This window comes from Roseiterribacter gracilis, from assembly GCA_018332375.1.
Taxonomy (GTDB): Bacteria; Pseudomonadota; Alphaproteobacteria; order BOG-932; family Roseiterribacteraceae; genus Roseiterribacter; species Roseiterribacter gracilis.
Genome location: BOPV01000001.1, coordinates 610606 through 631513 on the forward strand (window position 1 = coordinate 610606; position 20908 = coordinate 631513).

Below are 20908 nucleotides of genomic sequence, written 5' to 3' on the forward strand. Positions count from 1 at the left end.
GAAGCATGACCGATTCCGACCGCGGTGCGAGCCGCGCCGTGGCCCTTGAATCGCAGCCCGAGAACGAGCTGTTCGATACGCAAAGCGCGATCGGCCGTTGGGGGCTCTTTTTCGGCCAATGGCTCAAGAATCCGCTCGCGATCGGCGCGATTGCGCCCTCCAGCCCAGGCCTGGCCCGGGCGGTCGCGTCGCTGGCCGACCCCAACAAGGACGGCTACGTGCTGGAATTGGGCGGCGGCACCGGGGCGGTGACCGCGGCGTTGCTGGAAACCGGCCTCGACCCCAAAAAGCTGGTTGTGGTCGAGAACAACCCGGCCCTCTACCGCATCCTTCGCCAGCGCTTCCCCCGGGTGAAGGCGCTCCAGGGCGACGCCACCAAGCTCGAACCGCTGCTCAAAGCCGCCGATTTGTGGGGGCCGGGCCGCGCCCAGCTGGTGATTTCGGGTATTCCGCTTCTGTCGATGGGCGCCGAAGTGCAGGCGCGGGTGCTGGGCGACTCCAAGTCGATCCTGGCGGCCGGCGGTGGCGTGGCGCAGTTCACCTATAGCTGGTTCGTGCCCCTGAAACGCGCCGTCCTGCAGGCTGCTGGCCTGCGCCCGGAGCGGACCAAGGTGGTCTGGGGCAACGTCCCGCCCGCCAGCGTCTGGCGCTTCACGAACGACTGATCTGACCTTCCGGTCCGCGGGTTGCCCGGCCGGCGGCGGCCTGTAGGGTGCGGCGCATGTCTGCCGATCCCGATCGACTCGTAGAACGAATTCAAGCGCGCGACTTCACCGTTGCGGTGATCGGCCTCGGCTATGTCGGGCTGCCGCTGGTGCGTGCGCTGACCCAGGCCGGGTTGCGCGCGCTGGGCGTCGATATCGACCCCGCCAAAGTGGCGCAGCTCAATCAGGGCCGCTCGTATCTCAACACGCTGCCTGATGCCGACGTCGCCGCGATGCGCGCCACCGGCCTGTTCGAAGCGACGTCCGATGCGACGCGTCTGCGTGACGCCGATGCGGTGCTGTTGTGCGTACCGACGCCGCTCGACGCGCATCGCGAGCCGGATTTGAGTTACGTCGTCGACACGACGCGCACGGTCGCCGCGCAGTTGAAGCCAGGCCAGTTGATCGTGCTGGAATCGACGACCTATCCCGGCACGACGCGCGACGTGATGCAGCCGATCCTTGAAGCGGGCGGGTTGAAGAGCGGGCGTGATTTCTATCTCGCCTATTCGCCCGAACGCGAAGATCCCGGCAACGCCGACTATTCGACCAGCGGCATTCCCAAAGTCGTCGGCGGCGACGGCGAAGATGCGCTGCGCATCGCGGCGGCCTTGTACGGTGCGTTCGTCGCGCGCGTCGTGCCGGTTGCGTCGTGCGAAACCGCCGAAGCGGTCAAGATCACCGAGAACGTGTTCCGCGCCGTCAACATCGCGCTGGTGAACGAGTTGAAGCTCGTCTTCGATTCGATGGGCATCGACGTCTGGGATGTGATCGATGCGGCAGCGACCAAGCCGTTCGGCTTCATGCCGTTTTATCCAGGCCCGGGCCTTGGCGGCCACTGTATTCCGATCGACCCGTTCTACCTGACCTGGAAGGCGCGCGAATTCGATCACGCGACGCGTTTCATTGAGTTGGCAGGTGAGATCAACACGGCGATGCCGCGCCGTGTGATCGAGAAGCTCGCGCTTGCGCTCGACGCGACGCACGGCAAAGGCTTGCGCAATGCGCGCATCTTGTTGATCGGCGTTGCCTACAAAAAGAACGTTGACGACACGCGCGAAAGCCCTGCCTTCAAACTGCTTGAATTGCTGGAAGCACGCGGCGCCAACACGTTTTTCCACGACCCGTACGTGCCCGCGATTCCAAAATTGCGCGAGCATCCGGAATTTGCCGGCCGCAAATCGATCGGCCTCGACGCGATCGGCAGCTACGACGCGGTGCTGGTCGTGACTGATCACGACAATGTGGACTGGGCGCGGGTGGCGCAGGCTTCGCTGGTCGTCGACACGCGCAACGCGTTGGCGCGACGCGCGCTGAAGCCCAAGACTCTGGTGAAGGCGTGAACATGATCGACAAGGTGCGTTCAGTCGAAGGGCTGGCCGCAATCATTAGTGACTTCGACGGCGTGCTGCTCGACCAATGGGGCGTGCTGCATGACGGCGTCGAGGCATTTCCGGGTGCGCTCGACGCGCTGCACGGATTGCGCGGGCTCGGCAAGCGGATCGTGCTGTTGTCGAACTCGGCGCGCCGCACGGACTCAAATCGTGTCACGCTGCGCGGCACAGGCATTGCGGATGCGCTGTACGACGATGTCGTGACTTCGGGCGAGGCGACCTTCGTCGCGTTGCAGGAGCGGGCCGTCGCACCGTTCGACACGCTGGGCCGTCGCGCCTATCCACTGGGAAAGCCGCACACGGTGCAGCTGGTCGAAGGTCTTCCGTACGACGTCGAACACGACATCAATCGCGCCGACTTCATCGTCATGGGCACGGCGGATTCGCCAGAGAAGACGGTCGCCGATTACGAGACGCTGCTGCGGACCGCGGCCGAACGCGGCTTGATCGCAGTCTGCGCCAACCCGGATCGGGTTGCTGTGCAGGCGGGGGAAACCTTGATGGCGCCGGGCGCGATCGCCGCGCGCTACGAAGAGTTGGGCGGCAAGGTTGCCTATATCGGCAAGCCGTTTGCCCCGATCTATCGCGAAGCGCTGGCACGGCTTGGCGTATCGGATCCGTCGCGCGTGCTCGCAGTCGGTGACTCGCTGGAACATGACATTGCCGGCGGTCGCGCGGCCGGTTGCGCGACCCTGTGGCTGCGCGGCGGCATCCACGCAGCAGAGCGCGACGATGCGGCTTTGTATCAGCGCTTTGCCGTGCAGCCCGACTTTGTCGCGGAGCGGCTCGCCTGGTGACGAAACCGGACGCACGGCGCGGCCTGCTGCGGCGGTTGCTGCGCACTTATCTGCAGCCACATTGGGCGCAATTGCTGCTGGCCTTCGTGGCGGCTGGTGTGTCGGCGGCGATGACGTTCCTCGTCGCGAATTTGATGCAGCCGATTTTCGACACGTTCATCGCGCGTGAGTCGGCAAAGCTGATTCCGATCGCGGGCGCGGCGTTCGTCGTCTTCGGCGTGCGCGGGATCGCGTCCTACATTCAGAACATCGTGGTCAACCGGCTCGGCCAGCGGGTCGTCGCCGACATTCAGCGCGACACCTATGACCGGCTGATCGAAGCCGATCTGTCGGTGTTGCACGGCCAGGCCGCCGGCGCGTTGGTCACGCGCATGACCGCCGACGTGAATCTGATGCGCTATGCGGTGGTCGAAAGCGTCACCAACGCGGGCAAGAACACGGTCACGTTGATCGCGCTGGTCGGGCTGATGTTCTGGAAGGATTGGTATCTTTCGACCGTCGCCTTCCTGATCTTTCCGTTGACCGGTCTCTATGTGAGCCGATTGGGAAAACGTCTGCGCAAAGTTTCGACCGCGACCCAGGTCGAACAAGGCCGCTTTGCCAGCCTGCTGGTGCAGACGTTCCAGAACGCCAAACACGTCAAAGCGTCGGGCGCCGAGAATTTCGAAAAAGGACGTGTCGAGGCGGCGATCGATCGGCTGTTCCGGCTCAATATTCGCGCCTTTCGTATTTCGGCGCTGGGCGAACCGGTGACGGAATTGGCGAGCGGTCTTGCAGTTGCGGTGCTGATCGTCGTCGGCGGTTCGCGCATCGCCGACGGTCATTTGACAACCGGCGGGCTGGTCGCGTTCGTCACCGCCTTTCTTCTCGCCTACGAGCCGATGAAGCGTCTGTCGCGCTCGAACGCGATCCTGCAGCAGGGTCTCGCAGCGGCCGAGCGCCTGTTTGAATTGATCGACGTGCAACCGACGATCGTCGACGCACCGACGGCGCAACCGCTTGCCGAGGCGCCGATGTCGGTTGAGCTCGATCGTGTGTCGTTCGCCTATGCCGAAGGCAGACCGCCATCGCTGCACGCAATCAATTTGCACGTACCGGCCGGCAAGACAGTGGCGCTGGTCGGCGCATCGGGTGCGGGCAAGACGACGATCCTGTCCTTGATTCCGCGCCTCTACGATCCGGCCGACGGGATCGTGCGCGTCGCGGGTCAAGACGTGCGTGGCGTTACGCTGCAAAGCCTGCGGCACAAGATTGCGCTGGTCAGCCAGGAGATCGCGATCTTCGACGATACGATCGCGGCCAACATTGCCTATGCGACGACGCAGGCCTCGCAAGCGCAAATCGAAGACGCTGCGCGTGCTGCTGCTGCACATGACTTCATTCAGGCGCTGCCCGACGGCTATCAAACCATGGTCGGCGAGAATGGCGTGAAATTGTCGGGCGGCCAGCGCCAGCGCCTGGCGATCGCACGCGCCATTTTGCGCGACGCGCCAATTCTGTTGCTCGACGAAGCAACCAGCGCGCTCGACACCGAAAGCGAACGCGCGGTGCAGGCCGCGTTGCAACGGTTGCGCACGGGGCGCACGACCTTGGTGGTGGCGCATCGCCTATCGACGGTGGTCGAAGCCGATCGCATCGTCGTGCTCGAGGCGGGGCGCGTGGTGGAGCAGGGAACGCATGCCGAGCTGGTCAGCGTGAGCGGTGTCTACGCGCGGCTCTATGGAACGCAACTGCAGGCAGCGACCGGATGAAGTTCTTTGAAGACGAACGTAAACGCCGGGCGCTCAGCGCCGTTTTGATCGGCGGGCTGATGATTCTGCAGGGCGTGCGTCTGTTGTTCCGGCCGGATGCCTTCGCTTGGTGGCTCGGCGTCGTGCTCGTGCCGACGGGGATCGGTTTTACGCTTACGCTGCTTGCAGTGATTTATAAGCAGCCGAGGCTCTAGCTTTTTTCTGCTTCCACTTCGTCCATCGCCTCAGCGAAGCGGGCGAAGAATTTGTCGGCGTATTTGGTCCCCGCGCTTTGCACGAGACGCCCACCGAGTTGCGCCAAACGTCCGCCGATTTCCGTCTCGGCGTCATAGGTCAGCTTGGTTCCACCGTTTGGGTCTGCGGTTAGCGTGACGATTGCGCTACCGCCGGCCGTGCCGAGCAACGGTGCGTCGGCTTCGATCGTGATGCGATAGCGATCGGGCGGCGCCAATTCGGACAAGCGTACGATGCCGTCGAAGGTCGCTTTGATCGGCCAGACGCGCACGACGACGCGGCCGTGCCATTCCACATCGCTGGCGCGGTCCATCGTCTCGCAGCCCGGAATGGCGCGACGCAGGACTTCGGGATCATTGAGCGCGCGCCAGACCGAAAGCCGATCTGCTGCGAAGTGATAGTCACCGACGATGCGCATAGACGGGTGATCCTAGTTGTCGCCTGCACGTTGTTCCAGTACCGACAGAGACATGGAATCGCTGACGCCCATTTGGGCTGTTCCCTTTATCGGTCTGCTGCTGTCGATCGCGATTCTTCCGATGGCAGTCCCGCGCTTCTGGCATCGCCATTACGGCACTGTTTCGTTGGCCTGGATGGCGGTTCTGCTGCTGCCAATGGCGTTTGCATTCGGCGCGATACAGGCCGGCCATCTCATTCTTGACTCGCTGATCCGTGACTATCTGCCGTTCATCGTTGCCGTCGGCAGTCTCTACGCGATTGGCGGCGGCATTCGCCTGACGCGTACGCCGTCGGGTTTGCCGGCGTCGAACACCGCGCTGCTGGCGTTGGGCACGTTGCTGGCTGGGCTGATCGGTACGACCGGCGCCGCGATCGTGCTGATCCGGCCATTGCTGCGCGCAATCGCCTGGCGGCGCGAACAGACGCACGTCGTGATCTTTTTTATCTTTCTGGTTGGCAATGTCGGTGGCGCTCTAACGCCAATCGGTCCGCCGCTGTTCCTCGGCTATCTGCACGGCGTCGGATTTGCGTGGACGCTGCAGCATCTGGCACTGCCCGTTCTGTTCATGTCGGTGCTTCTGCTGGTCGTGTTTTGGTTGATCGATCGTCATTACGCACGGCGGGAAGCGTCGCCGCCGATGCGGCTGTCGCATGCGGGCGGGCCTTTGCTCGAAGGCGCGATCAATTTGGTCCTGCTGCTCGCCGTCGTGGCGGTGGTCGTCGTCTCAGGCAGCGTTACAACCGGTATCGCCGTACCAATCGGCCCGGTCGTTTTGACCTTGGAAGAAGCGTTGCGCGTCGCCGGTATGTTTGTGCTCGGACTTGCGTCGATGTGGCTGACGCCGCGCGGTGTGCGCGAGTTGAACGAGTTCAATTGGGCGGCGATGCGCGAAGTCGCGCTGCTGTTTGTCGGCTTGTTTTTGACCTTGGCGCCGCTGGTTGCAATGCTGCAAGCCAAGCATGACGGGCCGTTCGCGCCGGCCTTGGCACTGCTGAACGACGAGGCTGGCCAGCCGCGTATCGCGGCCTATTTCTGGATCACCGGCTTGTTGTCGAGCGTGCTCGACAATGCGCCAACCTATCTCGTCTTTTTCGAGGCGGCAGGCGGTGATGCGGTGCAGTTGCAAGGAAAGCTGGCGCGCGTGTTGACGGCGCTTTCGGCTGGCGCCTGCTTCATGGGCGCGATGACCTATATCGGCAACGCACCGAACTTCATGGTGCGTTCGATTGCCGAAGCGCGTGGCGTCGCGATGCCGAGCTTCTTCGCGTTCCTTGGGTGGTCGTGCGCGGTGCTGCTGCCGGCGTTCGTCCTTCTGACATTCGTGTTCTTTTGACCGCGAAGAAGCCCCTTCTGCTGGGCCACGAGATCTATCGTGCGTCGAGCTACGGCGCCAAACATCCACTGGCGATTCCACGAGTCTCGACCGTGCTGGATCTGACGCGCGCCTTGGGTTGGCTGCCGGATGCGCAATTCCGCGAAAGCCCGCTCGCGACCGAGGCGCAGCTGACGCGGTTTCATGATCCAGCGTATGTACAGGCAATTCGCGACGGCGAACGCGACCAGACGCTCGATCCCGACCGGCGCGAGCGGTTCAATCTGGGCAAGCTCGAAAATCCGATTTTCGGCGAGATGTTTCGTCGGCCCGCCACCAGCGCCGGCGGCAGTGCGTTGGCGGCAACGCTGCTTGCCGACGGCGTCACCGATACGGTGCATCATCCGGCCGGCGGCACCCATCATGCGCGCCGCGATCGCGCGTCGGGCTTCTGTTATTTCAACGATCCGGCGTTGGCGATCCTGCATCTGCTGGATCGCGGCGCCGAACGCATCGCCTATGTCGATCTCGACGCGCATCACGGCGACGGCGTCGAAGAAGCCTTCGTCGATGACCATCGCGTTTTGACTCTGTCGGTGCATGAAGAGGGGCGTTGGCCAAAGACGGGACCAACCGGTTGGCGCACTGCAACCGCGGGCAATGTTGCGGTGGCGCCGGGCTTTCACGATGCCGAACTCGATCTGCTGGTCGCGCATGTGTTGGTGCCCGCGGTTACACAGCACGACCCTGACGTGATCGTGCTGCAATGCGGCGCCGACGGTCTGACCGAAGATCCGCTGTCGCGTCTCGAACTCAGCAATCGTGCTTTGTGGCGCGCGATTGCACGTCTGCTTCCCTTGGCGCCCAGGCGGCTGGTGCTGGGCGGCGGCGGCTATAATCCGTGGTCGGTTGGGCGCTGCTGGACGGGCATCTGGGGGCTGCTCAACGGATACGACGCGCCGGCGCGTCTGCCGGAAGCGGCCGAAGATGTGTTGCGCGCCTTGGTCTGGAACCGGCGCGAAGGGCGCGATCCGCCTGACCATTGGTTCACCACCTTGGCGGACGCCGAGCCGGTTCCGCGACGGGTCCGCGATGCGCTACACCATGCCGTTGCCCTGATGGAGAGTTCGCGTCCATGCGCCTGATCTTCGCCTTGCTGATGATGCTCGCTACGCTGCCTGCGATGGCGGCCGAATCCTTTCCCACCAGCGCGCTCGATATCGAGACGGCCGCCGGCCAGAAATTTCACTTCAACGTGCAGCTTGCGTTGACGCCCGCGCAGCAGACGCAGGGCCTGATGTATCGCACCGACCTCAAGCCCGACGCGGGCATGTTGTTCGTCAATCGCGATGCGCGGCCGATGTCGATGTGGATGAAGAACACGCTGATCCCGCTCGACATGGTGTTCTTCGACACCGACGGCCGCATCGTGAATATCGAAGCCAATGCCGTGCCGGAAACGTTGACGTCGCGTTCGTCGAAAGGCGCCGTCAAAGGCGTGCTGGAACTTCCTGGTGGCACTGCTGCGAAGCTCGGCATTCGTGCCGGTGACAAGCTGCTATCGCCCGACCTCAAATAAGGAGCAGGCGCGATGGACAAGGAACGCTTCGATCGCGGCCTCGAGATTCGCAAGCGCGTGCTGGGCAACGACTATGTCGAGAAGTCGATGGCGTCTGCCGACGACTTCAATCGCCCGCTGCAGGAATTGACCACCGAATTTTGCTGGGGCGCGATCTGGGGCCGGGAAGGGCTGCCGCCCAAACTGCGCAGCATCGTCAATCTGGCGATGCTCAGCACGCTCAACCGGCCGCATGAATTGAAGCTGCATGTCGTCGGTGCGCTGCGCAACGGTGTGACACGCGACGAGATCCGCGAAGTTCTTTTGCAGGTCGCGGTCTATGCCGGCATTCCGGCCGGGATCGACTCGTTCCGCGCCGCCAAGGAAGCTTTGGCGTCGTTGCCCGATGACGTGAAAGCCTAGTTTTTCACGGCGACGGTCAGCCCGTCGCCGATCGGAACAATCGACGCGGTGACGCGCGTATCGCGCGCGATTTTCTCATTCAGCGCGCGCAGGACGCTGGTGCTTTCGTCCTGCGCGGACGGATCGGCGACTTTGCCCGACCACAACGTGTTGTCGATCAATAGCAGACCGCCAACGCGCAGAAGTTTGAGCGAACGTTCGTAATAGGCGTCGTAGCTCGGCTTGTCGGCGTCGATGAAGATGAGATCGATCGAACTTGGGCCGTCTTTCGCCAGCATTGCATCGAGCGTGCCGATCGCGGGGCCGAGGCGCGATTCAATCCGGTCGGCAACGCCGGCTTCGCGCCAATAGCGATGCGCGATCGCGGTGGTTTCTTCTTCGACGTCGCAGGTGATCAGCTTGCCGCCCGTCGGCATGGCACCGGCCATGATCAGCGCGCTGTAGCCGGTGAAGGTCCCGATTTCGACGATCCGCCTGGCCTGGAAGGCAAGGACCAGAAGCCGCATCAGCTGCGCCTGGTCGGGGCCGATCTGCATGCGCGACCGCTCGCCCAACACCGCGGTTTCGGCGCGAAGCCTGGCCTCCACCGCCGGTTCTGGCGGCAGCTGGGCGTCGAGATAGGCGCCGAGCGCGGGCGTGAAATCGAGGAAGGAACGGCTCATGGGCCAAAGCTAAGCCGCCCGTCGCTGGACGCAACCGGGGGCAATCGTGTACGCAGCGGCTGGTTTCGGGGTGTAGCGCAGCCTGGTAGCGCATCTGCTTTGGGAGCAGAGGGTCGGAGGTTCGAATCCTCTCGCCCCGACCATTTACTTCGGTGAGGACGGAATGGACGTTCGCATTTATCAGCCGCCCAAGAGCGCAATGCAGTCGGGTCGCGCCGTGACTGCGTCTTGGCTTCTGGAATACGAGCTGCCGACCGCGCGTCGTCCCGAGCCGCTGATGGGCTGGACCTCTTCGAACGACACGTTGAACTCGGTCAAGCTGCGCTTCGACACGAAAGAGCTGGCAATCGGATTCGCCGAAAAGAACGGCTGGGGCTGGTCGGTCGAAGAGCCGCACGCGCGTCGCGTGAAGCCAAGAAGCTACGCCGACAATTTCCGCCAGCCGCCACCCGCTTCCAAATAATTGAAGCTGCGCATCTGGCTCCGTAGCTCAACTGGATAGAGCACCGGCCTTCTAAGCCGGCGGTTGTTGGTTCAAGTCCAACCGGAGTCGCCAGCGCAGCACAGCAGCACCGCTTACTTCGCTTCGATCTTCGGCAGCGGACGCGGATTCTTGTCGGTCAGGACGTTGCATTCGGCCGGCAGCTTTTCCAGACATTGCTTCACACCGCGCGAGCAGCGCGAGAAACATTCGCCGGTCGATTGCGGGTCGGCTTTGCTTGCCTGTTGCGGTTGGCAATAGCGTTCGCACAGGCCGCGTGAATCGTAGCAACGCGCTTCGCGTTCGCCGCAGCTCAGATTTTCATTGCCGCGCTGATAGCCCGGTGCCGTGCGCTGCAATTTCGGCTTCTCGGTTTCTTGCGCCTGGGCCGGCTGCGGCTGCGTTTGCGCCGTTGCAGCACCGCCAAGAAGCATCAGCGCAACCAGCGCCGCCAACATCGTCCGCATCGTCATTCCTCGTTTCCCTGTTCTCATCTCACGCTGCTTTTCGCAGCCGTTCGAATCCAGCTTCCAAATCACGACGCAGATCGCCTGCATCTTCCAACCCGGCGTGGATGCGTAGCAGGAACCCCGGCTCGGTCCAGGGCACTGCCGTGCGTGTCGGCGGGCGAAGATACGGGACGATCAGCGATTCATGTCCACCCCAACTCCATCCCATGCCGAAGATCGCCAGCCCGTCGACGAATGCCGCCAAGGCTGCGCGCGACACGGGCGCCAGCACGATCCCAAACAACCCTGACGCGCCCGTAAAATCGCGCTTCCACAGCGCATGTCCGGGATCGCCGGGCAAAGCGGGGTGTAGCACACGCGTCACCTCGCTTTGTGTCTGTAGCCATTCGGCGAGCTGCAATCCCGTCGCCTGATGCTGTACCAGCCGCGCCGGCATCGAACGCAAACCGCGCAAGCCCAGATACGCTTCGTCGGGGCCGGCGCAGTAGCCGTACAACATCGCTGTGCGTTTCACCGTTTCCCATCGTGCTTGGTCACGACAAGAGATCACGCCCAACATGGCATCGCTGTGGCCGACGACGTATTTGGTCGCGGCCATGACCGAAATATCGACGCCGTGATCGAGCGGCCGGAAAAACACAGGCGTCGCCCAGGTATTGTCGATGATCGTCACGATGCCGCGCGGCTTGGCGGCGGCGACGAAGGCTGGCACGTCGCAAATTTCGAACGTGATGCTGCCCGGGCTCTCGAACACGATTGCGCGCGTAGTGGGGCGGATCAACGCGTCGATGCCGCTGCCGATGCGCGGATCGAAATAGGTCGTCTCGACTCCTGACGCGGCGAGCGCGCGGTCGCAGAAATTTCGCGTCGGCGCATAGACATTGTCAGCAACCAGCAAATGATCGCCGGCGCGTGCGCCAACCGACAGAAGCGCAACGAACACCGCCGACGCACCCGACGGCAACGAGACCGCACCGCAACCGCCTTCCATTGCGGCGATCGCTTGTTCGAACGCAAACGTCGTCGGTGTTCCGTTGCGGCCGTAGCGCACGCCTTCGAACGGCGTCGCCGATGCGTGCTCCAATGCTGCCAGGGTTGGAAACAAAATCGTCGAAGCGCGATAGACCGGCGTATTGACGGCGCCGTGCTGTCCCTGCGGATCGCTGCCTGCGTGCGCGGCGATCGTCGACAGGTTCGACGTCACGACGCAGCGCCGGTTTCGAGCGGCAGGTCGGTGCGCGAACCCCATTCGGCCCACGACCCGTCAAACACCGCAACGTTCTCGTGATGCACGAGATGCAACGCCAGCGCGATCACGCATGCAGTGACGCCGCTGCCGCAGCTGGCGATGATGGGACGGTTCGGTTCGATGCCCGCCTTGGCAAGGCGTGCCGCAAGCTGATCGCGCGGCAGCATCGTCTTGGTGTTGGGATCGATCAGATCGGTGAAGGGCAGGTTGACGCTGCCCGGAATGTGACCGGCGCGTCCATTCGCCCAGGGCTCGGGCGCGGTCGCTTCGAACCGTCCGGCCGAGCGCGCATCGACCAGCAATTCCGTGCCGCCGCACGCAATGTTCTTGGCGACGTCGTTGATGCTGCGCACCAGCGCGGGCCGCGCGGTTGCAGTGAAGTTTCTCGGCTTGGCTTGGGCTGCTTCGCCGCGTTCAGTTTTGCGGCCTTCCGCCAGCCATTTCGGCATGCCGCCGTCGAGGATCGCGACGCGGTCGTGGCCGAAGAAGCGAAACATCCACCAGCAACGTGCTGCTGCCGATGCGATCCCGCTTTGATCGTAGGCGACCACCAACGTATCGCGCCCGATGCCGAGCGCGCTGGCATATGTCGCGAACGCATCTTCGGTCGGCAGCATGTGCGGGTAGGGCGAATTCTTGTCTTTGATCTCTTCGATGTCGAAGAAGGCCGCGCCTGGCAGATGCGCGTCGAGAAACCGTTCGCGAACCGGCGGCCCGGACATGCCGGGCGAATTCGAGCTCGCATCGAGCAGAACGAGGTCGGCATCGCGCAGATGCGTGTCGAGCCAATCAGTCGAAACCAGCGCTTGCATGAGATACTCCGGAGCGGCGGGCGGTGAGGCTACTCTGATCGCGATGATTGCAGCCAGCGCTGGCGTAGTCGCGGCCGGGCCCTGGCCAGCCATTGCAGCGCGATGATGGTCACGGCGTTGTCGATTGTGCCGTCATCGAGCCGCGCGATCGCTTCATCCGCGGGCAGGGTGAGGGTCCGGATATCTTCGTGCTCGTTGGCAAGCCCGTGGACGCCGCCGGCATGGCGGCAATCGATTTCGCCGACGAACACGGCGCAGCTTTCCGACGTACCGCCGGGGCTGACCAGATATTCGCAGATCGGCTCGATGCGGCCGAGATCGCAGCCGGTTTCTTCTTTGGTTTCGCGGCGGGCGACCTCTTCGCGCGCTTCGTCGTCGCCGCAAATGCCGGCGACAATCTCGATCAACCACGGCTGTTTGCGTCCTGCGGCCAGCGCGCCGACGCGAAACTGTTCGATCAGCACCACGGAATCAGCGACGGGGTCGTAGGGCAGAACTGCGACGGCATGGCCGCGCTCGAACACTTCGCGCTCGACCGGCGCGCTCATCGGTCCGGCGAAGGTGCGAAACCGCAAACGCCAGCGATCGACGCGGAAATAGCCTTGGAACGCAACGTCGCGCGCGAGTATCTCGACGTCAGTACCGATGGATTTGGGATCATTGGCAGCCATGCCCGCTCCTAGCACGTGATGAAAGACAGGCGATGAAACTCGTTCCGCACAGCCCGACATCCGGAATCTACCCGGCGACGCAGGATTATGTGCACGCGATGGAAGTGCAGGGGCCGCAACGGCTCTTGTTTGTCAGCGGCACGATGGGGTTGGAGCAGAACGGCGTCGCGGGCGCGACGCTGGAACGGCAGCTCGAGCTGATCTGGTCGAATATCGCTGTGATTCTCGGCAGCGCCGGCATGACCGTCGACAATATCGTCCGCCTGACCAGCTATCTGCGCGACCCGTCCTATGCCGAGGCCAATGCGGCAGCGCGCGTGCGCGCGCTGGGCGGACGGTTGATTCCGACGACGGCAATCGTCGCCGCGACCTTGGTCGAGGATTGGCTGGTCGAGATTGAGGTCGTCGCGGCTGCGTGATTCGCCCCGCGGTGCGCGCCCCGCGGACTGCTCGACAATTTGTCGCGCGTCATGCGGCAGATAAGGAAAAGGCCCGCTAAGCATTCACTTAGCGGGCCTTTTCAAAATGGCTCCCGGGGTCGGACTCGAACCAACGACCGGGCGGTTAACAGCCGCCTGCTCTACCACTGAGCTACCCGGGATCAACGCGAGGCGCGGTCTATATCAGAGCGCCTTTAGCGATTCTACCCATTCGATCGACGAGCCATTTCACGTGGAGGCGCGGACCGGAATCGAACCGGTGTACGAGGATTTGCAGTCCTCTGCGTGACCACTCCGCCACCGCGCCCCGTGAAGGCCGCGCAATCTGATGGTTCGACCCCCCATGGTCAAGAAGGGGGCAAAGCGCGCGCCAGCCCTGCTCCCCGCGCTGAACTGGATCGTTCACTTTCAGTTGCCCCGGGACAGATGGCGCGGGTAGGGTCCGGCCCTCAGAACGGCACGCTTCGTCACCAACACGGAGGCAGCGGGCCGATTGTCCGGGCGCAGAGCGCGGACTATACGTGCCGTGCCTTCCCGAGCAGGTTGCAGCGACCACCATGCAAGTTTCCGACGCGCGTCTCGCGACTGCCCGCACCAATATGGTCGACGGGCAGATCCGTCCCAACAAAGTCACCGACATCGCCATCCTCGCGGCGTTCCTCGATGTGCCGCGAGAATCGTTTGCGCCCACGCGTTTTCGCGACGTCGCGTATGTCGACGAAACGCTGTCATTCGGTGGCGGCCGCTATCTGACCGAACCCGCCGTGCTTGCGCGTTTGCTGCAAGCGGCGCTGCCGCGTCCAACCGAACGCGCGCTGATCATCGGCGGCGGCAGCGGCTATTCGGCCGCGATTCTGGCGCGGCTGGTCAGCTCCGTGATTGTGGTCGAACAGGATGCAGCGCTGCTTGCACAAGCGCGCATGCAACTCGCCCACGTGACCAACGTGACGTTGCGCCAGGGCGCGCTGGTTGACGGTGCCGCGGATGCCGCGCCGTTCGACGTGATCCTGATCGACGGCGCGGTCGAACAAATTCCCGCGGCGCTGGATGCGCAGCTCGCCGAATCGGGCCGGCTTGTGACCGTGCGCCGTGAAAACGGCACGCTGGGCCGCGCCATTCTGCGCGAACGCGACGGCGGTGCGCTGTCGACGCGCGTCTTGTTCGATGCCGGCACCCCGGTGCTGCCGGGCTTCGAGCGCGGCCAGGAATTCTCGCTGTGATTCCCGCGATCGAAGTCGACGAATTGAAGCGTCGGCGTGATGCCGGCGAGACGTTCGCAATCATCGACGTGCGCGAGCCGTGGGAGGTCGCGATCGCGTCGATCCCGGGCAGCGTCAACGTTCCGCTGGCGCAACTTGAAGCGCGTAGCGCCGAAATTCCCAACGAAGGTTCGCTGGTGGTGGTGTGTCATCACGGCGGCCGTAGCGCCCATGCAACGACGTGGCTGCGCGGTCAGGGTTTCACGTCTGCCGTCAATCTCGACGGCGGGGTCGATTCCTGGGCGCGCAACATCGACCCGTCGATGCCGCGCTACTGACAGCGACAAGAAGGACCTGATCCCGTGAAGCTGCATAAAGCGATTCTCTCGGCCGTGCTGACGACCGGCCTGCTCGTATCGATTCCGGCATCGGCAGAGACGCTGCAGGAAGCGTTGGCGATGTCGTACGCGCGCAACCCTGATCTCGATTCGGCGCGTGCGTTGTTGCGTGCAACCGACGAACTGGTGCCCCAGGCGCAGGCCGGATGGCGTCCGACCGTGACGCTCAGCGCGAACGCGCAGCGCAGCTACACCAATGAAATTTTGGGTGGTGACGCGACGCATCAGCGGTTCCGTTTCTGGAACAGCGGCCAGTCGGTTGCGGTGCAGATCGTGCAACCGCTGTTTCGCGGTGGGCGTACCGCTGCCCAGATCAGCCGCGCTTCGAACAGCGTTCAGCAGCAACGCCAGTCGTTGAAGGCGACCGAGCAACAAGTTTTACTTGCGGCTGCGACTTCGTATCTCGACGTCGCGCGCGATCAGGCCGTGCTGGAGCTCAACCGGAACAACGAATCCAACCTGCAGCGCCAGTTGCAGGCGAGCCGCGATCGTTTTCGTGTCGGCGAAATTACGCGCACCGACGTGAGTCTTTCCGAATCGCGCTTCAGCCGCGCCACGGCCGACAAGATCACGGCTGCCGGACAGTTGAACGCCAGCCGCGCGACGTACCAGCGCGTGGTCGGCGAATTCCCGAAGAAAATCGTGCAGGAGAACTTCACGTTCCCGCTGCCGAAGTCGCTCGAAGAAGCGGTCGAATTGGCGGAGACGCAGAATCCCAACGTGCTTGCGGCGGAATATGCCGAGCGCGCTTCGCGCGACAATATCGACGACATCAACGGTTCGCGTCTGCCGCAGGTGAACGCAGTCGGTACGGTGTCGCGCAACTGGGCGGGCAATACCGGCAACCCGCTGAGCGCCCCGATCGCGCGCACCGACAATGCGACGTTCGGCGTGCAGGCGACGTGGCAGCTTTATTCGGGCGGTCTGGTGTCGAGCCAGGTGCGCCAGGCGAAACAGCAGACCGGCCAGCGGTTGCTCGAACTTGAAAGCCAGAAGCGCCTCGCGCGCGAAAACGCGATTCGCGCCTGGGAAGGACTGCAGGCCTCACGCGCGGCCATCGTTTCGCGCAAGACGCAGGTCGAAGCGGCCAATCTGGCGCTCGAAGGCACGCGTCAGGAAGCGCTGGTCGGTTCGAAGACCGTGCTGGATACGTTGGATGCCGAGCAGGAAGCGTTGAATGCGCAGACGGATCTCGTCCGCGTGCAGCATGACGAGCAGGTCGCAGCATTCCAGCTGCTCGCCGCGATTGGCCGACTCACCGGACCGGATCTCGGACTGGCCGTTGCCTATTACGACGCCAACCGGAACTACGACCGGGTGAAGAACAAGCTGTTCGGTACCGATATCGGCGAGTGAGGTCGCGTTAAATACAGAGGAAAGCCGAGTTTTTGGGGTAGGACCCCCATCAAGCGGTTTGATTTCCTTAACCAGTCGGGGCTAGGGTCGCCGACGTTCAGACATAAAAAAGCGACCTCAGGATGAGCGACACGCGCCCGCAAGCGGAACCGTCCATCGAAGAGATCCTGGCCTCGATTCGCCGGATCATCTCGGACGATGACGACCCGAACGCCCAGGCGGCGGGTGCGGCCAACGAAGAAGTGCTGGATCTGACCGAGCGCGTCGAAGAGGCGCCGCCCGAGCCGGAACCGATGCCAGCGATGGCGCCGCCGCCGTCGATGGCTGCCGCTGCCGCTCCGATGGCTGCCGCCGGCGTTGCAATGGCCGCTGCCGCTGCTGTGTATCAACAGCCGCGCCAGCATCAGCAGTACGACGATCGTTTGGTTTCCGAACCGACGGCGGCGCAGGCCACCAATCAGTTCGCCCGCCTGGTCGACAACTCGTCCGATTCGACGGACGACCCGCTGCCGATCCCGCATCGTTCGCTGGAAAGCGTCGTACGCGAGATGCTGCGCCCGATGCTCAAGGATTGGCTGGATACGCATCTGCCGCCGATCGTCGAGCGTCTGGTCGAGCGCGAGCTGCGCCGGATGAGTCGCGAGGCCGAGGGCGTCTAACCCTCAGTCGGCATATCGATCTCAGAAGGCCCGCCTCGTGCGGGCCTTCGTCGTTTTGGGCTGTGCTGTCGGCATTGCTTGCCTCAGCCGCCCGTCGTTGCTTCAAGGTGCGTCACCATGTTGGACAAGACTTTCGATCCCGCCGCGGTTGAGCGGAAACGGTACGAGCGCTGGGAAGCGAGCGGTGCTTTCAAACCAACCGGTGAGGGCGCGCCCTTTTCGGTGATGATGCCGCCGCCGAACGTGACCGGATCGCTGCATATCGGTCACGCGCTCAACATGACGTTGCAGGACGTGCTGACGCGTTGGCGCCGCATGCAGGGCCGCAAGACGTTGTGGCAGCCGGGCACCGATCACGCCGGGATCGCGACGCAGATGGTGGTCGAGCGCCAGCTCGCCGCGCAGAACATGACGCGCCACAATTTTGGTCGCGACGAGTTCATCGACAAAGTCTGGGAATGGAAAGCCGAGAGCGGCGGCACGATTACGCGCCAGCTGCGCCGGCTTGGTGCGTCGCCGGATTGGAGCCGCGAACGCTTCACGATGGACGAGGGCCTGTCGCGCGCCGTCGTCAAAGTCTTCGTGCAGCTGCATCGCGACGGCTTGCTCTATCGCGACAAGCGCCTGGTGAACTGGGATCCCAAGCTGCACACCGCGATCTCGGATCTCGAAGTCGAACAGCGCCCGACCAAAGGCAATCTTTGGCATCTGCGCTATCCGATCGAAGGCGAGTCCGATCGCTACATCGTCGTTGCGACGACGCGTCCGGAAACGATGCTGGGCGACGTTGCGGTCGCGGTGCATCCCGACGACGAACGCTACAAGGATATTATCGGCAAGCATGTGATCTTGCCGTTGGTCGGACGCCGCATTCCGATCGTCGGCGACGAATATGCTGATCCAGAAACCGGCTCGGGCGCCGTCAAAATCACGCCGGCGCACGACTTCAACGACTTTGAAGTCGGCAAACGGCACAGCCTGCCGCTGATCAACGTGATGGATCGCAACGCTGCGATCATCGACGACGAAAGCGTGCCGGAACGTTTCCGCGGGCTCGACCGGTACGACGCGCGCAAAAAGGTCGTCGCCGAATTTGAAGAGCTGGGCCTGCTCGACAAAGTCGAGCCGCACGACCAGACCTTGCCGACCGGCGACCGGTCCGGCGTTGCGGTCGAGCCGTGGCTGACGGACCAATGGTATGTCGACGCACCGAAGCTTGCGATCGAAGCGACCCGTGCGGTTGAAGATGGGCGGACGAAGTTCGTCCCCAGCAACTGGACCAAGACCTATTACGAGTGGATGCGGAACATCCAGCCGTGGTGCGTCAGCCGGCAAATCTGGTGGGGCCATCGCATTCCGGCTTGGTACGACGTCGACGGCAACGTCTTCGTCGAGGAAACCGAAGACGAGGCGCTTGCCGCTGCGCGCGCGCTGCACGGGCGCGACGTCGAGCTGAAACGCGATGACGACGTTCTCGACACCTGGTTCTCGTCAGGCCTGTGGCCGTTCTCGACCTTGGGTTGGCCGGACAAGACGAAAGAACTCGAAACCTTCTATCCGACTGACGTTCTGATCACTGGCTTCGACATCATCTTCTTCTGGGTCGCCCGGATGATGATGATGGGGCTCTACGTGATGAAAGAGGTGCCGTTCCGCACCGTCTACATCCACGCGCTGGTGCGCGACGAGCGCGGCCAGAAAATGTCGAAGTCGAAAGGCAACGTGATCGACCCGTTGAGTCTGGTCGACAAGTTCGGCACCGACGCGCTGCGCTATACGCTGGTGTCGATGGCGGGCCAGGGCCGCGACGTGAAGCTGGGCGAAAGCCGCGTCGAAGGCGGGCGCAATTTTGCGACCAAGCTATGGAACGCAACGCGCTTTTGCCTGATGAATGAATGCCGCCCGGTCGCGGGCTTCGATCCGTCGAAGGTGCAAGGCACGACGGCGAAATGGATCGTCGGCGAAACCGCGCTTGCAGCCGCGCGCGCCAGCCAGGCGCTCGAAGAATTTCGCTTCGACCAGGCAGCTTTGGCGCTCTACCAGTTCGCCTGGGGCACGTTCTGCGATTGGTGGCTCGAACTCGCCAAGCCGATGCTGGCGGGGGACGACGTTGCTGCGCGCGATGAAACGCGTGCGGTGACGGCCTGGGTGTTGCAGCAGCTTTTGGCGTTGCTGAATCCGGTGATGCCGTTCGTAACCGAAGAACTCTACGACGCCTTGGTCGGCACCGAGAGCACCTTGCTGACGGCGCCGTGGCCGGTCGTGTCCGACCGTCTGGTCGATCAGGCGGCGAAAACCGAAATCGATTGGCTGATCCGTCTGATCGAATTGGTGCGTAGCGCCCGGTCCGACATGAACGTGCCGGTGTCGGCCAAACCGCCGCTGTTGCTGGTCGGCGCCAACGACGCGGCGCGCGTGCGTCTCGACCGCTATCAACCGATCTTGCAGCGTCTGGCGCGGATCAGTGAAGCGACAGTCGCGGCGGCGGTGCCGGCTGGGTCGATCCAGCTCGTGCTCGACGAAGCGACGGTCGTGTTGCCGATTGCCGATCTGATCGACGTCGCAGCCGAACGTGTGCGGCTGGAAAAAGAAGTCAGCAAGCTGGTCGCCGAGATCGGGAAGATGGATCAGAAGTTAGGCAATGCGAGCTTCGTCGAACGCGCGCCGGAAGAAGTCGTCGACGAGCTGCGTGAACGACGCAGCGATGCTGACGCGGCGCGCAGCAAGCTGGAAGATGCGTTGAAGATGCTGGCGGCGGCTTAAGCCGCCAGCCGTTCGAGCTGCAGCTCCATACCTTTGCGTTCGACCTGGATCCAATATTCGGCGATGCGGCCGTCTTCGACGCGATAGACGCAGGACGCGATCGAGATCAGCGGCGCCCCCGTTGGTGTTTCGCCATTCAGCGAAGCGAGATGGCGGCCGGTCTGGCGCCAGCGCGCATAGACCTTGTCGCCAGCGCCGAAACATTCGGTGACTTCGAGCGTGAAGGCGCCGAAAGCGTCGAGAAATTCGCGTACATGCGCGGCGTAATCGGCGGGCGTGCGCAGCACCGTCGTTTCACCTTCCGATTCGATCTGATGCGCGCGCACCGACGCGGCCATGTAACGATTGGCGTGATCCGGCGCGCGGCCCGAACGCACGTCGTCGAGAAAGCCACGCACGACGGTAACGGCATCGGTCATATGCAACTCCATCGCGCCACCGTGATGACGCGTTGGGCGATGTTCAAACGACTTCGTCGAACCGGCAGGTGAAACTCGTTCAGCAAAACCGCGTTGCCCCGGAGACAATTTCTGCCAATCGACATCCAGCCGGAGCCGCGGGCAGTTTCTGCCAAGAACAACCAGGAGGAGCTCGTCATGAAAGCAGTTTTCGGCATGGCCGTATTGGCCGCGACCGTCGCGGCATCGACAGCGCAAGCCAAAGATCCAATCACGCTGCACGCGGTCGGTTCGCAGATTTATCGCTGCGAGCCGAACGACAAAGGCGAGCTGCAATGGAAATTCCGCGAACCGGTCGCGTCGCTGTTCTATGCCGGCAAGACGGTCGGTCGTCATTACGCCGGCCCGACATGGGAACATGTCGACGGCAGTTTGGTGCGCGGCAAAGTCGCCGAAAGCAAACCCGGCAAAACGCCCGACGACATTCCGCATCTGGTGCTGACCGCCACCGAGCATCACGGGCTGGGTGAGCTCGAACGCGCCTCCAAGGTGCACCGGGTCAACACCAAGGGCGGCGTCGCCGCGGGTGCATGCCCTAAAGAAGGCGCCTGGCTGAGCCAGCCCTATGAAGCGGACTACACGTTCGAAGACTGAGGCTTCGAGTCCATTCGTTGCGCGAATAGGGCAAATCCGCGCGGGATTGTTGCGCGTCGAGCG

General features: G+C 63.4%; 24 protein-coding genes and 4 tRNA genes. 19 read left to right on the forward strand and 9 right to left on the reverse strand.

All coding sequences use genetic code 11. The annotated features are described in order from the left end of the window. Positions 1–5: 5 nt before the first annotated feature. From TMPK1_RS02985 to TMPK1_RS03005, 5 genes are read left to right on the forward strand one after another with little or no spacing between them, the layout of a single operon-like run. Positions 6–665: a class I SAM-dependent methyltransferase gene (locus tag TMPK1_RS02985; protein WP_420241335.1), complete on the forward strand. Its 660-nt coding sequence runs from the start codon at positions 6–8 to the stop codon at positions 663–665. A gap of 56 nt (positions 666–721) precedes the next feature. Continuing rightward, complete coding sequence (locus TMPK1_RS02990) at positions 722–2047, forward strand: nucleotide sugar dehydrogenase (RefSeq protein ID WP_420241336.1); 1326 nt, start codon at positions 722–724, stop codon at positions 2045–2047. Between the two features lie 2 nt (positions 2048–2049). Beyond that, the gene (locus tag TMPK1_RS02995; protein WP_420241337.1) at positions 2050–2895 is read left to right on the forward strand and encodes a TIGR01459 family HAD-type hydrolase; all 846 of its coding nucleotides are present in this window, start codon (positions 2050–2052) and stop codon (positions 2893–2895) included. After that, positions 2892–4646: an ABC transporter ATP-binding protein gene (locus tag TMPK1_RS03000; RefSeq protein ID WP_420241338.1), complete on the forward strand. Its 1755-nt coding sequence runs from the start codon at positions 2892–2894 to the stop codon at positions 4644–4646. The genes TMPK1_RS02995 and TMPK1_RS03000 overlap by 4 nt, the downstream gene beginning before the upstream one ends. After that, positions 4643–4840: a hypothetical protein gene (locus tag TMPK1_RS03005; protein WP_420241340.1), complete on the forward strand. Its 198-nt coding sequence runs from the start codon at positions 4643–4645 to the stop codon at positions 4838–4840. The genes TMPK1_RS03000 and TMPK1_RS03005 overlap by 4 nt, the downstream gene beginning before the upstream one ends. Here TMPK1_RS03005 and TMPK1_RS03010 read toward each other — a convergent pair. Next, a complete protein-coding gene (locus TMPK1_RS03010; protein WP_420241341.1) occupies positions 4837–5298 on the reverse strand; it encodes an SRPBCC family protein in 462 nt (153 codons plus the stop codon). The genes TMPK1_RS03005 and TMPK1_RS03010 overlap by 4 nt on opposite strands. A 52-nt stretch (positions 5299–5350) precedes the next feature. Here TMPK1_RS03010 and TMPK1_RS03015 point away from each other — a divergent pair, with 52 nt between their 5' ends. From TMPK1_RS03015 to TMPK1_RS03030, 4 genes are read left to right on the forward strand one after another with little or no spacing between them, the layout of a single operon-like run. Continuing rightward, complete coding sequence (locus tag TMPK1_RS03015) at positions 5351–6673, forward strand: sodium:proton antiporter (RefSeq protein WP_420241342.1); 1323 nt, start codon at positions 5351–5353, stop codon at positions 6671–6673. After that, positions 6670–7797, forward strand: coding sequence for an acetoin utilization protein AcuC (locus tag TMPK1_RS03020; RefSeq protein ID WP_420241343.1), 1128 nt, complete (start codon positions 6670–6672; stop codon positions 7795–7797). Before TMPK1_RS03015 ends, TMPK1_RS03020 begins: the two co-directional genes overlap by 4 nt. Then, positions 7788–8231, forward strand: coding sequence for a DUF192 domain-containing protein (locus TMPK1_RS03025; RefSeq protein WP_420241344.1), 444 nt, complete (start codon positions 7788–7790; stop codon positions 8229–8231). Before TMPK1_RS03020 ends, TMPK1_RS03025 begins: the two co-directional genes overlap by 10 nt. A gap of 12 nt (positions 8232–8243) precedes the next feature. Beyond that, entirely contained in the window at positions 8244–8633 is a 390-nt protein-coding gene (locus TMPK1_RS03030; RefSeq protein WP_420241345.1) for a carboxymuconolactone decarboxylase family protein, read from the forward strand. Here the strand turns inward: TMPK1_RS03030 and TMPK1_RS03035 are convergent. Then, positions 8630–9295, reverse strand: coding sequence for an O-methyltransferase (locus TMPK1_RS03035; RefSeq protein WP_420241347.1), 666 nt, complete (start codon positions 9293–9295; stop codon positions 8630–8632). The two genes, TMPK1_RS03030 and TMPK1_RS03035, sit on opposite strands and share 4 nt — an antisense overlap. A gap of 66 nt (positions 9296–9361) precedes the next feature. Here TMPK1_RS03035 and TMPK1_RS03040 point away from each other — a divergent pair. The 3 genes from TMPK1_RS03040 to TMPK1_RS03050 all read left to right on the forward strand — a co-directional run bounded on the left by TMPK1_RS03040 (position 9362) and on the right by TMPK1_RS03050 (position 9851). Continuing rightward, positions 9362–9438: transfer RNA gene (locus TMPK1_RS03040), tRNA-Pro, on the forward strand. Positions 9439–9458: 20 nt separating this feature from the next. Further along, positions 9459–9758 (forward strand): ETC complex I subunit, encoded by a 300-nt coding sequence (locus TMPK1_RS03045; RefSeq protein ID WP_420241349.1) that lies wholly within the window; start codon positions 9459–9461, stop codon positions 9756–9758. A 16-nt stretch (positions 9759–9774) separates the two neighbouring features. Further along, positions 9775–9851 (forward strand) — tRNA-Arg (locus TMPK1_RS03050). A gap of 20 nt (positions 9852–9871) precedes the next feature. Here TMPK1_RS03050 and TMPK1_RS03055 read toward each other — a convergent pair. From TMPK1_RS03055 to TMPK1_RS03070, 4 genes are read right to left on the reverse strand one after another with little or no spacing between them, the layout of a single operon-like run. Next, the gene (locus tag TMPK1_RS03055) at positions 9872–10243 is read right to left on the reverse strand and encodes a hypothetical protein (RefSeq protein WP_420241350.1); all 372 of its coding nucleotides are present in this window, start codon (positions 10241–10243) and stop codon (positions 9872–9874) included. Between the two features lie 28 nt (positions 10244–10271). After that, entirely contained in the window at positions 10272–11450 is a 1179-nt protein-coding gene (gene metC, locus TMPK1_RS03060; RefSeq protein WP_420241351.1) for a cystathionine beta-lyase, read from the reverse strand. Then, positions 11447–12307 carry a 3-mercaptopyruvate sulfurtransferase gene (gene sseA, locus TMPK1_RS03065; protein WP_420241352.1) on the reverse strand — a complete coding sequence of 287 codons (861 nt, stop codon included), beginning with the start codon at positions 12305–12307 and terminating at the stop codon, positions 11447–11449. The genes metC and sseA overlap by 4 nt, the downstream gene beginning before the upstream one ends. A 29-nt stretch (positions 12308–12336) precedes the next feature. Then, a complete protein-coding gene (locus TMPK1_RS03070; protein WP_420241353.1) occupies positions 12337–12978 on the reverse strand; it encodes an NUDIX domain-containing protein in 642 nt (213 codons plus the stop codon). A gap of 32 nt (positions 12979–13010) precedes the next feature. Here TMPK1_RS03070 and TMPK1_RS03075 point away from each other — a divergent pair, with 32 nt between their 5' ends. Further along, entirely contained in the window at positions 13011–13397 is a 387-nt protein-coding gene (locus TMPK1_RS03075) for a RidA family protein (protein ID WP_420241354.1), read from the forward strand. A gap of 107 nt (positions 13398–13504) precedes the next feature. Here the strand turns inward: TMPK1_RS03075 and TMPK1_RS03080 are convergent. Both TMPK1_RS03080 and TMPK1_RS03085 read right to left on the reverse strand, forming a co-directional pair. Further along, positions 13505–13579: transfer RNA gene (locus TMPK1_RS03080), tRNA-Asn, on the reverse strand. Positions 13580–13651: 72 nt separating this feature from the next. After that, positions 13652–13725, reverse strand: a tRNA-Cys gene (locus TMPK1_RS03085). Positions 13726–13975: 250 nt separating this feature from the next. Here TMPK1_RS03085 and TMPK1_RS03090 point away from each other — a divergent pair. The 5 genes from TMPK1_RS03090 to TMPK1_RS03110 all read left to right on the forward strand — a co-directional run bounded on the left by TMPK1_RS03090 (position 13976) and on the right by TMPK1_RS03110 (position 19793). Beyond that, positions 13976–14638, forward strand: a complete 663-nt coding sequence (locus TMPK1_RS03090; RefSeq protein ID WP_420241355.1) for a protein-L-isoaspartate O-methyltransferase family protein — start codon at positions 13976–13978, stop codon at positions 14636–14638. Beyond that, positions 14635–14955, forward strand: a complete 321-nt coding sequence (locus tag TMPK1_RS03095; protein ID WP_420241356.1) for a rhodanese-like domain-containing protein — start codon at positions 14635–14637, stop codon at positions 14953–14955. Before TMPK1_RS03090 ends, TMPK1_RS03095 begins: the two co-directional genes overlap by 4 nt. Before the next feature lie 24 nt (positions 14956–14979). Further along, complete coding sequence (locus TMPK1_RS03100) at positions 14980–16371, forward strand: TolC family outer membrane protein (RefSeq protein ID WP_420241357.1); 1392 nt, start codon at positions 14980–14982, stop codon at positions 16369–16371. Positions 16372–16493: 122 nt separating this feature from the next. After that, complete coding sequence (locus TMPK1_RS03105) at positions 16494–17030, forward strand: DUF2497 domain-containing protein (RefSeq protein ID WP_420241358.1); 537 nt, start codon at positions 16494–16496, stop codon at positions 17028–17030. Between the two features lie 117 nt (positions 17031–17147). Continuing rightward, positions 17148–19793: a valine--tRNA ligase gene (locus TMPK1_RS03110; protein WP_420241359.1), complete on the forward strand. Its 2646-nt coding sequence runs from the start codon at positions 17148–17150 to the stop codon at positions 19791–19793. On the opposite strand, the gene TMPK1_RS03115 is transcribed toward TMPK1_RS03110, so the two are convergent. Beyond that, positions 19790–20212 (reverse strand): ester cyclase, encoded by a 423-nt coding sequence (locus TMPK1_RS03115; protein WP_420241360.1) that lies wholly within the window; start codon positions 20210–20212, stop codon positions 19790–19792. The two genes, TMPK1_RS03110 and TMPK1_RS03115, sit on opposite strands and share 4 nt — an antisense overlap. 177 nt (positions 20213–20389) lie before the next feature. Between TMPK1_RS03115 and TMPK1_RS03120 the strand changes: the two genes are divergently transcribed. Continuing rightward, on the forward strand, positions 20390–20845 hold the full coding sequence (locus TMPK1_RS03120) for a DUF3455 domain-containing protein (protein WP_420241361.1): 456 nt from the start codon (positions 20390–20392) through the stop codon (positions 20843–20845). Positions 20846–20908: the final 63 nt, after the last annotated feature.

Excerpts from the sequence above, each read along its gene's own strand:
- TMPK1_RS02985 (WP_420241335.1), top strand. The coding sequence starts at position 6 with ATGACCGATTCCGACCGCGGTGCGAGCCGCGCCGTGGCCCTTGAATCG.
- TMPK1_RS02990 (WP_420241336.1), top strand. The coding sequence starts at position 722 with ATGTCTGCCGATCCCGATCGACTCGTAGAACGAATTCAAGCGCGCGAC.
- TMPK1_RS02995 (WP_420241337.1), top strand. The coding sequence starts at position 2,050 with ATGATCGACAAGGTGCGTTCAGTCGAAGGGCTGGCCGCAATCATTAGT.
- TMPK1_RS03005 (WP_420241340.1), top strand. The coding sequence starts at position 4,643 with ATGAAGTTCTTTGAAGACGAACGTAAACGCCGGGCGCTCAGCGCCGTT.
- TMPK1_RS03010 (WP_420241341.1), bottom strand. The coding sequence starts at position 5,298 with ATGCGCATCGTCGGTGACTATCACTTCGCAGCAGATCGGCTTTCGGTC.
- TMPK1_RS03015 (WP_420241342.1), top strand. The coding sequence starts at position 5,351 with ATGGAATCGCTGACGCCCATTTGGGCTGTTCCCTTTATCGGTCTGCTG.
- TMPK1_RS03025 (WP_420241344.1), top strand. The coding sequence starts at position 7,788 with ATGCGCCTGATCTTCGCCTTGCTGATGATGCTCGCTACGCTGCCTGCG.
- TMPK1_RS03030 (WP_420241345.1), top strand. The coding sequence starts at position 8,244 with ATGGACAAGGAACGCTTCGATCGCGGCCTCGAGATTCGCAAGCGCGTG.
- TMPK1_RS03035 (WP_420241347.1), bottom strand. The coding sequence starts at position 9,295 with ATGAGCCGTTCCTTCCTCGATTTCACGCCCGCGCTCGGCGCCTATCTC.
- TMPK1_RS03045 (WP_420241349.1), top strand. The coding sequence starts at position 9,459 with ATGGACGTTCGCATTTATCAGCCGCCCAAGAGCGCAATGCAGTCGGGT.
- TMPK1_RS03055 (WP_420241350.1), bottom strand. The coding sequence starts at position 10,243 with ATGCGGACGATGTTGGCGGCGCTGGTTGCGCTGATGCTTCTTGGCGGT.
- sseA (WP_420241352.1), bottom strand. The coding sequence starts at position 12,307 with ATGCAAGCGCTGGTTTCGACTGATTGGCTCGACACGCATCTGCGCGAT.
- TMPK1_RS03070 (WP_420241353.1), bottom strand. The coding sequence starts at position 12,978 with ATGGCTGCCAATGATCCCAAATCCATCGGTACTGACGTCGAGATACTC.
- TMPK1_RS03075 (WP_420241354.1), top strand. The coding sequence starts at position 13,011 with ATGAAACTCGTTCCGCACAGCCCGACATCCGGAATCTACCCGGCGACG.
- TMPK1_RS03090 (WP_420241355.1), top strand. The coding sequence starts at position 13,976 with ATGCAAGTTTCCGACGCGCGTCTCGCGACTGCCCGCACCAATATGGTC.
- TMPK1_RS03105 (WP_420241358.1), top strand. The coding sequence starts at position 16,494 with ATGAGCGACACGCGCCCGCAAGCGGAACCGTCCATCGAAGAGATCCTG.
- TMPK1_RS03110 (WP_420241359.1), top strand. The coding sequence starts at position 17,148 with ATGTTGGACAAGACTTTCGATCCCGCCGCGGTTGAGCGGAAACGGTAC.
- TMPK1_RS03115 (WP_420241360.1), bottom strand. The coding sequence starts at position 20,212 with ATGACCGATGCCGTTACCGTCGTGCGTGGCTTTCTCGACGACGTGCGT.
- TMPK1_RS03120 (WP_420241361.1), top strand. The coding sequence starts at position 20,390 with ATGAAAGCAGTTTTCGGCATGGCCGTATTGGCCGCGACCGTCGCGGCA.